Source organism: Streptomyces sp. 3MP-14, assembly GCF_006334905.2.
Lineage (GTDB): Bacteria > Actinomycetota > Actinomycetes > Streptomycetales > Streptomycetaceae > Streptomyces > Streptomyces triticirhizae.
On sequence record NZ_VDLZ02000020.1, the window covers coordinates 131,100 to 143,678 of the forward strand.

Sequence of the window (12,579 nt, forward strand, 5' to 3'; positions counted from 1 at the left end):
ATCCCCGCGCGGGCGGGGGGCAGGGGATCAGCCAAGCGAGGGTGTTGGTGGCCTGGGGACCATCCCCGCGCGGGCGGGGAGCAGCCGTTCCAAACGTGGGGGGACCGAGGAATCCGGGGACCATCCCCGCGCGGGCGGGGAGCAGAGCTCGGGGATGAATCCGTACTGGCCGTTCGGGGGACCATCCCCGCGCGGGCGGGGAGCAGGCCGCCGACGAACGGCGCCGCTCCGACCGCCGGGGACCATCCCCGCGCGGGCGGGGAGCAGCGATCGGCATCAACGCCGGCCTGATCGGCGCCAGGACCATCCCCGCGCGGGCGGGGAGCAGGTTCGTGAGCTGCAGGTTTATCGGGGGTGGGGGCGGATTTTACTCAACTTTACCTTTGGGGCCCGACAAGGCCGAGTGGTCGCTGCTTCGTGACGGCTCACCGATGTCTCCCCCTTACCAGGCGGCGCCGCGCCGCCCGAGAAGCCTCAGCGTAGCCGTGGCCGGGCGCAGGCCGTCGTGCGCGACAGCCCGCCGGGCCGGCGCGCGGCGCGCGCCCCCGCCCGCTGCCCCGGGCGAAACGCGTTCGCCCGGGGCTATTCGTCGTCGCGGTCGTCCATCCGTTCGCCCTCGGCCTGCGAGGGCGTCTGCCGGGGATGCTCGTGGCCGCTGCGTTCCAGCTCGTCGTCCGGGTTCGCACCGTCGGGCAGATCCGGGTCCCGCTCCCCCTCGGCCTGTGAGGGCAGCTGATCACTCATGGCGCGCGAGTATCCCCGCCCGCCGGGCGTAAACCCCGGCGCGCGGCCGCGCCGCGCGCCGTCCGGCGACCCCGCGCGCCGCGCTCGCGGCGCCTGCGCGAGGGTAGGGGGCGAACGCGCGCGGTCAGCCAGCTCGTGCGCGGCCGAGCAACACGGAACGTCGGGAGAGCATGATGACCCAAGCAATGGACCGGGTGGCCGTGGTCACGGGGGCGAACTCGGGTATCGGCCGGGCCACGGCCGTCGCCCTGGCGCGGCAGGGCGTGGACGTCGGGATCGCCTGGTTGGGGGACGCGGCCGGCGCGGAGGCGACGGCGGCCGAGGTGCGGGCGGCCGGCCGCCGGGCGGAGACCGTCGAGATCGACCTGCGGCAGCCCGAGGAGGCGGCCGAGCTGGTCGACGGGCTCGTGGACCGGTTCGGCCGGATCGACATCCTGGTCAACAACGCGGGCACCGGCGGCAACCGGCCGTTCGTGGACATCGAACTGTCCGACATGCAGCGGGTGTTGAACGTCAACCTGCTCGGCCCGATGCTGCTGTCCCAGCGCGCCGCGCGGCGGATGATCGCGCGCGGCGAGGGCGGGGCGATCGTCAACGTCACCAGCGTCCACGAGCACCAGCCCCGGGTCGGCACCGCGCACTACTGCGCCTCCAAGGGCGGCCTCGGGCTGCTGACCTCGGTGATGGCGCTGGAGCTGGCCGAGCACGGGATTCGGGTGAACGCGGTGGCGCCGGGCGAGATCGCCACCCCGATGAACGGCTATGTGGACGTGGACGTGCACACCCTGGAACGCCCCGGCATCCCGCTGCGGCGGCCCGGCGACGCCCGGGAGGTCGCCGAGGTGATCGCGTTCCTCGCCAGCGACCGGGCCGGCTATGTGACGGGCGCGTCCTGGCCGGTGGACGGCGGGATGCTGCGGATGGGCCCGGTGGGCGCCTCCGCGCTGCCCGACGACCACTGGCGTCACCCCTGAACCGCCAACCCGGCGCTGTTCGCGCTCAGTCGGGGCCCTGACCCGGCACCTCCAGCACGTCCCGCCGGCCGCCGGACTGCCGGGCCTGGTCGGCGCGGACGATGGCCGGGTGGTGTAGGTCGAAGGCGGGCGACTCGGACCGGACGCGGGGCAGCGTGAGGAAGTTGTGGCGGGGCGGCGGGCAGGAGGTCGCCCACTCCAGGGAGCGGCCGAAGCCCCAGGGGTCGTCGACGGTGACCGTGCGCGCGCCCCGCCCGGTGCGCCACACGTTGTAGAGGAACGGCAGCGTGGACAGGCCCAGCAGGAAGGCGCCGACGGAGGAGAGCATGTTGAGCCCCGTGAACCCGTCGGCGGCCAGATAGTCGGCGTAGCGGCGCGGCATTCCCTGGGCGCCCAGCCAGTGGTGCACCAGGAAGGTCGCGTGGAATCCGACGAAGAGTGTCCAGAAGTGGATTCTGCCGAGCCGTTCGTCGAGCATTCTGCCCGTCATCTTCGGCCACCAGAAGTGGAATCCGGCGAACATCGCGAAGACCACGGTACCGAACACGACATAGTGGAAGTGGCCGACCACGAAATAGCTGTCGGTGACCTGGAAGTCGAGCGGCGGCGAGGCCAGGATCACGCCGGTGAGGCCGCCGAAGAGGAATGTCACCAGAAATCCCACGCACCACAGCATCGGCGCCTCGAAGGAGAGGGAGCCCTTCATCATGGTGCCGATCCAGTTGAAGAACTTGACGCCCGTCGGCACCGCGATCAGAAAGGACAGCAGCGCGAAAAACGGCAGCAACACCGCGCCGGTGGCGAACATGTGATGCGCCCACACCACCGCCGAGAGGCCGGTGATGGCCACGGTCGCCGCGATGAGCCCGAGGTAGCCGAAGATCGGCTTGCGGCTGAAGACCGGGATGATCTCCGAGACGATGCCGAAGAACGGCAGCGCGATGATGTACACCTCGGGGTGGCCGAAGAACCAGAAGAGGTGCTGCCACAGCAGCGCTCCCCCGTTGGCCGCGTCGAAGATGTGGGAGCCGAAGAGCCGGTCGGAGGCCAGCGCGAACAGCGTCGCGGCCAGCACCGGGAAGGCCAGCAGCACCAACACGCTGGTCAGCAGCACGTTCCAGGTGAAGATCGGCATCCGGAACATGGTCATGCCCGGCGCGCGCATACAGATGATCGTGGTGATGAAGTTGACGGCCGCCATGATGGTGCCGAAGCCGGAGAGCGCCAGGCCCATCACCCACAGGTCGGGTCCGATGCCCGGCGAGTAGACGGCGCTGTTGAGCGGCGCGTAGGCGAACCAGCCGAACGCGGCCGGCCCCTCCGGGGTGAGCAGCGAGCCGACGACCATCAGCCCGCCGAACAGGAAGAGCCAGTAGGCGAGCGCGTTCATCCGGGGGAACGCCACGTCGGGCGCGCCGAGTTGCAGCGGCACCACCACGTTGCCGAAGCCGATGAAGAGCGGCGTCGCGAACAGCAGCATCATCACCGTGCCGTGCAGGGTGAACGCCTGGTTGTACTGCTCGGCGCTGAGCAACTGGAGCCCGGGGCGGGCCAGTTCGGCGCGCATCAGCAGGGCGAGCGCGCCGGCCAGCAGGAAGAACGCGAAGGACGTGGTCAGGTAGAGCACGCCGATCCGCTTGTGGTCGGTGGTGGTCAGCCAGCCCACCAGGGCGCGGCCCGGCGCGGGCCCCGGCTGCTCGGCCGGGGCCGGTGGCCTCGGTGGTGCCAGTGTCGCCATGGTTGCCTTCCCTGGGGCGGTCGCGGCCCCCGTTCTACTGGCCGGCGTCCATGGCGTGGCGGGTTTGGGCCGTCAGTGGGCGCTGCGCGCGTCCGGGCGGCGCGCTCCCGGCTGGGCCGGGGCTCCGGGCTGGGCCGGGCTCGGCGGCCGGGCTCAGCTGAGTTCGCCGTGGCCGAAGAGTTCGGCGTAGCCGGAGGGCAGCTGGCTGATCAGCTTGTTCATCTCGCCGCCGGTGATCTGGTCGGCGAGCACGGAGAACACGATCCGGGTGTCCTCCTCGGCGGCGATCTCGTCCTGCTCGGTGTGCTCGGCGACCTGGTTGATGAACTCGGAGACGCCCCAGGTGCGGGCCGGGCCATCGGACTGGTCGACGATGTCGGCCAGCGGGGTGGGCAGTTGGTCGGCGAGGTGCTCGGCCGAGGTCGGCGGAAGGCGTTCGCCGAGGGTGCCGATCACGGCCCGCACGACCTGCTCGGCCTCGTCGGCGGCGTACTCGCCGCGTTCCCGCACGGTGGCCATGAAGGTGCCATAGGTCATGGCACGCTCCTTTCCGTTTCGGAAGATCCTTGTCACGCGTCTTCTCGGGGCTCTTCCCGGGAGACTGCTCGGGAGACTTCTCGGGGGCTCTCCCCGCCGGGCGGGTAACCAGCCTCGGGCCGGGATAACCGTCGCCGGCCCGCTTTCCGCGACGCCTTTTTCACCGGCCTCACCGGCTCCGCTCCCGCCCGTTCCCTCCCGAGATGTGGCGCGGCGACATCCCGTGCAGACTGAGGAACAGCGGTCTCTTCCCGTGGCGAGTTCAGCGCGGAATCGCACGCCCACCCTCACCTGGGAGAGCAAGGAATGAATACGCCAGCACGTCCCCGTAAGAAACGACATCCGCACGACGACGCGCCGGACACCAGCCGGCAGTTCCAACGGATCGCGGAACTGCCGAACTGCCCGGAGCGCGAGGCGTTGTACCGGGATGTCATCTGCGCCTGGATTCCCATGGCGGACCGGCTGGCCCGGACCTTCAGGGACCGGGGCGAGGCCCTGGAGGATCTGGAGCAGGTGGCGGCGCTCGGCCTGGTCAAGGCGGTGCACCGCTACGACCCGAGCCGGGGGCGCCCGTTCGAGAGCTATGCCGTGCCCACCATCGTGGGCGAGGTCAAGCGCCACTTCCGGGACCACATGTGGGGCCTGCACGTGCCCCGGCGGACGCAGGAGCTGCGGAACCGGGTGCGGGCCTCGGCGCGGCAGCTCAGCTTCCGGCTGGACGACCGGGGGCCGAGCGTGGCGCAGCTGGCCGAACACAGCGGGCTGACCGAGGACGAGGTCAGGACCGGGCTTGAGGCGCTGGACAGCTACAGCACGCTGTCGTTGAACGCCGAACTGCCGGGCGCGGACGGCGACTACTCGCTGCTGGACACCCTGGGCACCGTGGAGCCCGGCTTCGACCGGGTGGTGGACCGGGAGGCGGTGCGGCACCCGCTGCGCTCGCTGCCGGAGCGGGAGCGGCACATCCTCTATCTGCGGTACTTCCACGGCATGACGCAGAGCCGCATCGCGGCCAAGCTGGGCATCTCGCAGATGCATGTGTCGCGGCTGCTGAACCGCGCGTGCGAGCGGGTGCGCGCCCAGATCGACGGGGTCGAGCCGGCGGGTGCGCCGGCGGGCGCCGGGCGCCGACGGGCGCGCGAGACCGTCGAGGCGCGCGGCGCCGTCGAGGCGCGCGAGACCGTCAACGCGCGCGGGACCGTCGAGGTGCGCCAGGAGTAGCCCGCCCGGGCCCGTGAGACCGTCGGCCGGTGGCCGGTCGCCCCCGTTGTGGGGGCGGTCGGCCGCCGGTGTCGTGCGCGCGGGCGCGTGACGGGCCCGCGCGCCGGCGCGCGCGCCGCCGTTTGGGCCGGCCGGATCGGGCAACTCGGCCGGCCATGAGCCGACCTCCCCGCACCCCTCCCCGCACCCTGGTCGTGCGCCTCGACGGCGCGGGCGACGTGCTGCTGGCCGGCCCCGCCGTCCGGGCGGTGGCCGCCGGCTCGGCCTCGACCACGCTGCTGTGTGGGCCGCGCGGCGCGGCCGCCGGCCGGCTGCTGCCGGGCGTCGACGAGGTGTTGGTCTACGACGCGCCCTGGGTGTCGATCTCCCCGCCGGCGGTGCGCCGCTCCACGGTGAACGAGCTGGTGGAACGGCTGGCGGCGCGCCGCTTCGAGCGGGCGCTGGTCTTCGCCTCGCACGGGCAGAGCCCGCTGCCGGCGGCGCTGCTGCTGAAGATGTCCGGGGTGCCGTGGGTGGCGGCCGACTGCGAGCACTGGCCCGGATCGCTGCTCCAGCTGCGGCACCGCAGGGCCGAGCGGCGGCACGAGGCGGAGGCCGCGCTCGACCTGGCCGAGGCGGCCGGCTTCCCCGCGCCGCCGGGCGACGACGGGGCGCTGGCCGTCACCGGGCACGAGCCGGCGCGCGAGCTGACCGGCGACGGGCCCTATCTGGTGGTGCATCCCGGCGGCCGGGTCGCCGACCGCTCCTGGACGCCGGCGCGGGCCGAGCGGGCGGTGGCCGCGCTGGCGGACGCCGGGCACCGGGTGGTGGTGACCGGGGGCGCGGACGAACGGGCGCTGACCCGGCGGGTGGCGGGGCGGCGGGCGCTGGACCTGGGCGGGTTGACCGGGCTGCCCCGGCTCGCCGGGGTGCTGGCCGGGGCCGGCGCGCTGGTGTCGGGGGCGACCGGGCCGGCCCATCTGGCGGCGGCGGTGCGCACACCGGTGGTGTGTCTGCTGCCGCCGTGTCTGGGCGTGGACCGGCTGCTGCCCTACCGGGTGCCGCACCTGCGGCTGGGGGACGCGGCGGCGGACAGCCTGGACGCGATCGGCGAGGCGGAGCTGCTGGTCGCGGTGGACGCGCTGACCGGGCAGGGCGCGGCGCGGGGGCGGACGTTGACCCGCTGAGCGAACGTGCGCTCGCCCCGGCCCCCGGCCGAACGGGCCAGCGGCCGACCCCGACGGGTACCCGGCCCGGGCGGCCGAAAACCACCGGTGTGCGGGCGTTTGTCGCGCGCCGGCGTGGGCACCCGGCGCGCACGCGCGGCGCCGGCGTTTCCCCCTGGCCCGGCCCGCGCGCAGCGGGCGGCGCCACACCCGGCGCCGCCCCCAGCCGTGGGCGCGCCGCCGCCCCCACCGTGAGGAGAGCCGATGCCCGACGAGGAACAACTGGACAAACAGCGGCAGTTGGACCCGCTGCGCGACCGGCCCGAGGACGGGCCGCTGTCCACCGACTTCGGCACCCGGGTCGAGGACACCGACAACTCGCTCAAGGCCGGCGAGCGCGGGCCCACCCTGCTGGAGGACTTCCACTTCCGGGAGAAGCTGACCCGTTTCGACCACGAGCGCATCCCGGAGCGGGTGGTGCACGCCCGGGGCGCCGGCGCCTACGGCCACTTCCGGCCGTACGAGTCGCTGGCCGAGTACACCAGGGCCGACTTCCTCCAGGACCCCGACCGGGCCACGCCGGTCTTCGTGCGGTTCTCCACGGTGGCGGGCTCGCGCGGCTCGGCGGACACGGTGCGCGACGTCAGGGGCTTCGCCACCAAGTTCTATACCCGTGAGGGCAACTACGATCTGGTCGGCAATAACTTCCCGGTCTTCTTCGTTCAGGACGCGATCAAGTTCCCGGACTTCGTGCACGCGGTGAAGCCGGAGCCGGACAACGAGATCCCGCAGGCCGCCTCGGCGCACGACACGCTCTGGGACTTCGTCTCGCTCCAGCCGGAGACCCTGCACACCGTGATGTGGCTGATGTCCGACCGCGCGCTGCCGCGCAGCTACCGGATGATGCAGGGCTTCGGCGTGCACACCTTCCGCTTCGTCAACGCGGAGGGCCGGGGCACCTTCGTGAAGTTCCACTGGCGGCCGCTGCTGGGCACCCACTCGCTGGTGTGGGACGAGTGCCAGCAGATCGCCGGCGCCGACCCGGACTTCAACCGCAGGGACCTGTGGGACGCGATCGAGTCGGGCGCCTTCCCCGAGTTCGAGCTGTCGGTCCAACTCGTGCCGGAGGACGACGAGTTCGCCTTCGACTTCGACCTGTTGGACCCCACCAAGATCATCCCGGAGGAGGTCGTCCCGCTGCGGCCGATCGGCCGGATGACGCTGGACCGCAACCCGGAGAACTTCTTCGCCGAGACCGAGCAGGTCGCCTTCCACACCGCGCATGTGGTGCCGGGCATCGACTTCACCAACGACCCGCTGCTCCAAGGCCGCAACTTCTCCTATCTGGACACCCAGTTGATCCGGCTCGGCGGGCCGAACTTCCAACAGCTGCCGGTGAACCGGCCGTTGGCGACCGTGCGCAACAACCACCGCGACGGCTACGGCCAACACCGCATCCACCCGGGGCAGACGGCCTACTCCCCCAACAGCCTGGGCGGCGGCTGCCCCGCGCTCTCGGACTGGGACTCCGGCGCCTACCGGCACTCCCAGGTGCGGGTGGACGGCGAGAAGATCCGCCGCCGCAGCCCCAGCTTCGACGACCACTACAGCCAGCCGCAGCTGTTCTGGAACAGCATGGCGCCCTGGGAGAAGGCGCACATCGTGGCGGCGTTCCGCTTCGAGCTGGGCAAGGTGAACGCGCCCGAGGTGCGGGCCCGCACCGTCGAGCAACTGAACCACATCGACCACGAGTTGGCGGTCGCCGTCGCCACCGGGATCGGCGTGAACCCGCCGGCGGAGGCCGTCGCCGAGAACCCGGGACGCACCTCGCCTGCCCTGTCCATGGCCGTCGGCCAGCCCGGCTCCATCGCGACCCGCAAGGTCGCGATCCTGGTCGCCGACGGCGTCTCGGGCACCGAGGTGACGGCCGTCCGGGAGGCCCTGGCCGGCGGCGGCGCGGTGCCCGAAGTGCTGGCCGCGCACGACGGCGAGGTGGCCTCGGCCGAGGGCGGAACGGTGCGGGTGGACCGGGCGATGGCCACCATGTCCTCCGTCCTCTACGACGCGGTGTGCGTCCCGGGCGGCGAGGCCAGCACCCTCGAACTCAGCCGCGACGGGCTGGCGTTGCGCTATGTGGCGCAGGCGTTCAAGCACGGCAAGGCGATCGCCGCGCTGGGCTCCGGCATCGGGCTGCTGCGCGAACTCGGCCTGCCCGGCATCCGGTTGGCCGACGAGGGCGAGCCGGCCGTGGACAACCTGGGCGTCGTCACCGGCACCGACCCGGGGTCGGTGCTGCCGGCGTTCGCCGATGTGATCGCCCAACACCGCGTCTGGGAACGGGACTCCGACCGGGTGCCGGCCTGACCGACCCCGGCCGGGCCCGCTCGGCGCGGCCGGGGCCGTTTCGACGCGACAACGCCGGTGGCCCGGCGGGGCGTTCACCGCCGGGCCACCGTCGCCGGCACCGCCGGGCCACCAACTGCCGGTCTGGCTACGGCTGCGGGCGGTCGGCGCGGAAGACCCGGGCCAGCTCCGGCGACGCGGTGTCCAGGGGCACCGATCCGGAGCGGACCATGCCCAACTGCACGGCCTGCCGTGGCTGCACCGCCTCCAGCAGCCAGTCCGCGCTCACCCGGACCCGGTTGCCCGGCATCGACATCAGGTGGTAGCCCCGGGTCACCGCGCCGGCCAGCGGTCCGGAGAGCGAGGCGCCCAGCGGGTTGGCCGCGCCCTGGAGCCCGCCCAGGTCGACGGCGAAGCCCAGGTCGTGGTGCTCGTAGGGGCGGCGCTCGGCCAGCCCCAGCAGGGCCGAGACGTTGCGGGCCGCCGTCTTCCCCTGCCGCCAGGCGTGTTGGGCGGTCATCGGGGTGAACTGCCCGGGCCGGGTCAGGTCAGGCACCGCCGCCGCGTCGCCGGCCGCGAACACCTCGGGGTGTCCTGGCACGTTGAGGTAGCTGTCCACGGTCAGCCGGCCGCGTTCGGTGTCCAGGCCCAGGTCGGCCACGAGCGGATCGGGCCGCACCCCGACGCACCAGACCAGCGTCCGGGACGGCACGAACTCGCCGTCGTCCAGCAGCACCCCGTCCCGGGTGGCCTCCTTCACGGACATCCCGGTGCGCACGTCCACGCCCCGCCGGCGCAGCACCCGGTCCGCGGTCTGGCTGAGCCGTTCGTCCAGTTCGGGCAGGACCCGGTCGGCGATGTCCAGCAGCATCCAGCGGGGCTTGACCCACTCCCCCGCGTTCTCGGTGCGCATCACGGCGTCGGCGAACATCGCGCCCTGCGCGGCGACCTCGGTGCCGGTGTAGCCGGCGCCGACCACCACGAACGTGGCCCTGGCCCGCCGCTCCTCGGGGTCGGGCTCGTGGGCGGCCATCTCCAGCTGGCGCACCACGTGGTCGCGCAGGTAGAGCGCCTCCGGCAGGCCCCGGAAGCCGTGCGCGTGCTCGGCAACGCCCGGGATCGGCAGCAGCCGGTTGACGCTGCCGACGGACAGGATCAGCACGTCGTACTCCAACTCGCCCGGCCGGTCCTCCGGGTCGCAGTAGTGCACGGTGCGGCGCTCCAGATCGACCCGGTTCGCCTCGCCCAGCACCAGCCGGGTGTGCGGCAGGGTGCCGGTGAGCGAGACGCTGACCCGTCGCGGCTCCAGGATGCCGGCGGCCACCTGGGGCAGCAGCGGGAGGTAGAGGAAGTAGTCGGTGGGGTTGAGCAGCACCACCTCGACGCGCCGCCGTGCGGTCCGGTTGAGGATGCGGGCGGCCCGGTAGCCGGCGAACCCCGCTCCGACGATCACCACACGAGTCCGGCTCATGCTCCACCTCCAGGGGGCGCCGACGGTTCTGCCGCCGCCGAGTACCCCGCCGGCCGGCACCCCATGCCGGCCGGCGGGGCCCGTTCGATCCCCGGAGCCCGGTCAGCCGGCCGGCAGCGGCTCCCGCTCGTGCCCGTTGACGATCACCAGGTCGCAGGGCAGGCGGCGAAGGAGTTCCCCGCTGGCGCTGGCGTCCATCAGCGCCGGCAGCCCGCCGTGCCGGGGCGCGCCGATCACCATGGCCCGCGCGCCGACCGCCCGGGCGTGCTCGGCCAGCAGCCGGCCGGCGGCGCCGTGGCCCAGGGCGGCGGGCAGCACATGGCCGACGGCGGGCACGCCCGCCGCGTTCAGTTGCCTGACCTGCTCCCGCACGGTGGCCAGCGCGGCGTCCAGGGACTCGGCCTCGGCCGTGCCCTGGCCGCTGACGGCGTACTCCCGCACGTGCACGACCTCGACGGGTCGCCCGTCCGCCCGGGCCAGCCGCGCGGCGGCGGCCGCCACGGCCTCCGCCTCGGGGCCGGCGCCGATCGCGGCGATCACCGCGTCGACCGTCGCCGGCTGGTCGCCGGCGGCCGGGATCAGCGCGGCCGGCTCGGCCGGCTCCGCCGGCGCGTGCGCGGCCTCGGCGGCCTGGGCGCGCTCCGCCTCGCCCAGCAGCCGGTGCGCGGTGGCGAGGATGCCGAGCCCCAACAGCAGCGCGCCGGCGGCCACATAGAACGGGACATGCACATTGCTCGCCTCGACCAGCTTGCCAGCGACATAGGGCGCGAGCCCGCCGCCGATGAACCGGACGAAGCCGTAGGCGGCCGAGGCCACCGGCCGGGGAACGGGCGAGACCGTCATCACCGCCTGGGTGGTCACGGTGTTGTTGACCCCGATGAAGACGCCGGCCACGATCACGGCGGTGATCAGCACCGGGTTGTGCTCCGTCCACACCGCGATCACGAGCACCACCAGCGCGAAGAGCGTGAGGTTGCCGTAGAGGGTGCGCGCGATGCCCAACCGTCGTTGCAGCCAGGGCGCGCCGAAGACGGAGAAGAACGCGACCATCAGGCCCCAGCCGGTGAAGACCAGGCCGAGCTGGATCGCGCCGAGGCCCATGGGGAACGGGGCGTAGCCGAGGACCGTGAAGAACGCCCAGTTGTAGCAGAGGGCGGTCAGGGACATGGTGAGCAGGCCCCGGTGGCGCAGCGCGCGCAGCGGCTCGCTCAGCCGGGTCCGTTCCGGCGCGGGCCCGCCGGGGCTGCCGAGCCTGGATTCATCGGGCCTGGGCTCGTCGGGCTGGACGAGCACCCAGGTGGCGAGCATGGCGATGGCCATCAGCACGGCGACGCCGAAGAAGGGGCCGCGCCAGCTGACCTCGCCCAACAGCCCGCCCAGCAGCGGCCCGACGGCGATGCCGAGGCCGAGCGCGGTCTCGTAGAGCACGATGGCGCCGACGAAGCCGCCGCTGGCCGAGGCGATGATCACGGCGAGGGAGGTGGCGATGAAGAGGGCGTTGCCCACGCCCCAGCCGGCGCGGAACCCGACGATCCCGCCGATGCTGCCGGAAGCGCCGGCGAGCGCGCTGAACACGACGACGATGGCGAGCCCGAGCAGCAGCGTGCGCTTGGCGCCGAGCCGGCTGGAGACCCAGCCGGTGATCAGCATCGCGACGGCGGTGACCACGAGGTAGCTGGTGAAGAGGAGGGTGACCTGGCTGGGCGTGGCATCCAGGTCCTCCGAGATGGCGGGGAGGATGGGGTCCACCAGTCCGATGCCCATGAAGGACACCACACAGGCGAAGGCGACGGCGAAGACCGCCTTTGGCTGAGCGAACGGGCTGGCCGCCGGGACAGCTGCGGCCTGACTGGGCATGGGGGTTGCTCCCGTCTGAACGGTGTTCTCTGCGAACGGTTCTCTGTGAACGGTGGTGTGGGGGGTTCCGGCGTGGGGCGGTCGGGGGGCCGCCACGTCACGCGACTACATGCATAATACACTTATATCGACGGGCAGTGCTGTTGGCCCGATCACGGTCCCCGGGCGGCCCGCGCGCCCGGACGGGCGCGCGGGAAGGGGGCGCCGAGGGCCGGGCGGACGGGTGCGCCCACGGCATCTGGGGCTGCCCTTTGGATCTCCGTGGGTCAGCGAGGGGTGAACGGGACGGAGTAGGGGTGGGTGCGGGGTTTGCCTGCGGGCCGGTGGCCGGTGCGGGGCAGCCCGACTGGTCGCTGTCCGTCACCGAAGCGCGTCACGGGGGTTGGGGCTCTGGCGCGGACCACGACGCCGGGCCTAGATGTATTGGCCTGCAGGGTTGTTTACGCGGCTGATGGGTGGTTGGCCTCCGAGTGCGGTGTGGGAGCGATGGTAGTTGTAGGTGTGGAGGTAGTCGGTCAGTGCGGCGGTTCGTTCGGTGTTGGTGGT

9 protein-coding genes, 1 pseudogene and 1 CRISPR repeat array (1 of these 11 cut by a window edge) are annotated in these 12,579 nt (G+C 73.1%); of the genes and pseudogenes, 4 read left to right on the forward strand and 6 right to left on the reverse strand.

The features are described 5' to 3' along the window. Positions 1-328: a CRISPR direct-repeat array (repeat unit 30 nt; unit sequence GGGGACCATCCCCGCGCGGGCGGGGAGCAG) (it extends 130 nt beyond the left edge of the window). Between the two features lie 254 nt (positions 329-582). Then, positions 583-744 carry a hypothetical protein gene (locus FH609_RS31280; protein ID WP_193318083.1) on the reverse strand — a complete coding sequence of 54 codons (162 nt, stop codon included), beginning with the start codon at positions 742-744 and terminating at the stop codon, positions 583-585. A 170-nt stretch (positions 745-914) separates the two neighbouring features. Between FH609_RS31280 and FH609_RS27770 the strand changes: the two genes are divergently transcribed. Then, the gene (locus tag FH609_RS27770; protein ID WP_139673584.1) at positions 915-1,718 is read left to right on the forward strand and encodes an SDR family oxidoreductase; all 804 of its coding nucleotides are present in this window, start codon (positions 915-917) and stop codon (positions 1,716-1,718) included. Positions 1,719-1,743: 25 nt separating this feature from the next. Here the strand turns inward: FH609_RS27770 and ctaD are convergent, their stop codons facing one another. Beyond that, positions 1,744-3,456 (reverse strand): cytochrome c oxidase subunit I, encoded by a 1,713-nt coding sequence (gene ctaD, locus FH609_RS27775; protein ID WP_139673587.1) that lies wholly within the window; start codon positions 3,454-3,456, stop codon positions 1,744-1,746. 153 nt (positions 3,457-3,609) lie between these two features. Beyond that, positions 3,610-3,993, reverse strand: coding sequence for a DUF2267 domain-containing protein (locus FH609_RS27780; protein WP_139673590.1), 384 nt, complete (start codon positions 3,991-3,993; stop codon positions 3,610-3,612). A gap of 306 nt (positions 3,994-4,299) precedes the next feature. Here FH609_RS27780 and FH609_RS27785 point away from each other — a divergent pair, with 306 nt between their 5' ends. From FH609_RS27785 to FH609_RS27795, 3 genes are all read left to right on the forward strand, one after another. Beyond that, complete coding sequence (locus FH609_RS27785) at positions 4,300-5,217, forward strand: SigB/SigF/SigG family RNA polymerase sigma factor (RefSeq protein WP_139673592.1); 918 nt, start codon at positions 4,300-4,302, stop codon at positions 5,215-5,217. A gap of 155 nt (positions 5,218-5,372) precedes the next feature. Continuing rightward, the gene (locus tag FH609_RS27790) at positions 5,373-6,383 is read left to right on the forward strand and encodes a glycosyltransferase family 9 protein (protein ID WP_139673595.1); all 1,011 of its coding nucleotides are present in this window, start codon (positions 5,373-5,375) and stop codon (positions 6,381-6,383) included. A gap of 243 nt (positions 6,384-6,626) precedes the next feature. Then, positions 6,627-8,726, forward strand: a complete 2,100-nt coding sequence (locus FH609_RS27795) for a catalase (RefSeq protein WP_139673598.1) — start codon at positions 6,627-6,629, stop codon at positions 8,724-8,726. 127 nt (positions 8,727-8,853) lie between these two features. Here FH609_RS27795 and FH609_RS27800 read toward each other — a convergent pair whose 3' ends face one another. The 3 genes and pseudogenes from FH609_RS27800 to FH609_RS27810 all read right to left on the reverse strand — a co-directional run. Further along, positions 8,854-10,176, reverse strand: coding sequence for an NAD(P)/FAD-dependent oxidoreductase (locus tag FH609_RS27800; RefSeq protein ID WP_139673601.1), 1,323 nt, complete (start codon positions 10,174-10,176; stop codon positions 8,854-8,856). Between the two features lie 102 nt (positions 10,177-10,278). Beyond that, positions 10,279-12,033: an MFS transporter gene (locus FH609_RS27805; RefSeq protein ID WP_139673604.1), complete on the reverse strand. Its 1,755-nt coding sequence runs from the start codon at positions 12,031-12,033 to the stop codon at positions 10,279-10,281. A gap of 414 nt (positions 12,034-12,447) precedes the next feature. Then, positions 12,448-12,579: pseudogene (locus FH609_RS27810) on the reverse strand (IS481 family transposase); the annotation flags it as partial.

Coding starts and splice junctions, on each gene's coding strand:
- FH609_RS31280 (WP_193318083.1), bottom strand. CDS start 744: ATGAGTGATCAGCTGCCCTCACAGGCCGAGGGGGAGCGGGACCCGGAT.
- FH609_RS27770 (WP_139673584.1), top strand. CDS start 915: ATGATGACCCAAGCAATGGACCGGGTGGCCGTGGTCACGGGGGCGAAC.
- ctaD (WP_139673587.1), bottom strand. CDS start 3,456: ATGGCGACACTGGCACCACCGAGGCCACCGGCCCCGGCCGAGCAGCCG.
- FH609_RS27780 (WP_139673590.1), bottom strand. CDS start 3,993: ATGACCTATGGCACCTTCATGGCCACCGTGCGGGAACGCGGCGAGTAC.
- FH609_RS27785 (WP_139673592.1), top strand. CDS start 4,300: ATGAATACGCCAGCACGTCCCCGTAAGAAACGACATCCGCACGACGAC.
- FH609_RS27790 (WP_139673595.1), top strand. CDS start 5,373: ATGAGCCGACCTCCCCGCACCCCTCCCCGCACCCTGGTCGTGCGCCTC.
- FH609_RS27795 (WP_139673598.1), top strand. CDS start 6,627: ATGCCCGACGAGGAACAACTGGACAAACAGCGGCAGTTGGACCCGCTG.
- FH609_RS27800 (WP_139673601.1), bottom strand. CDS start 10,176: ATGAGCCGGACTCGTGTGGTGATCGTCGGAGCGGGGTTCGCCGGCTAC.
- FH609_RS27805 (WP_139673604.1), bottom strand. CDS start 12,033: ATGCCCAGTCAGGCCGCAGCTGTCCCGGCGGCCAGCCCGTTCGCTCAG.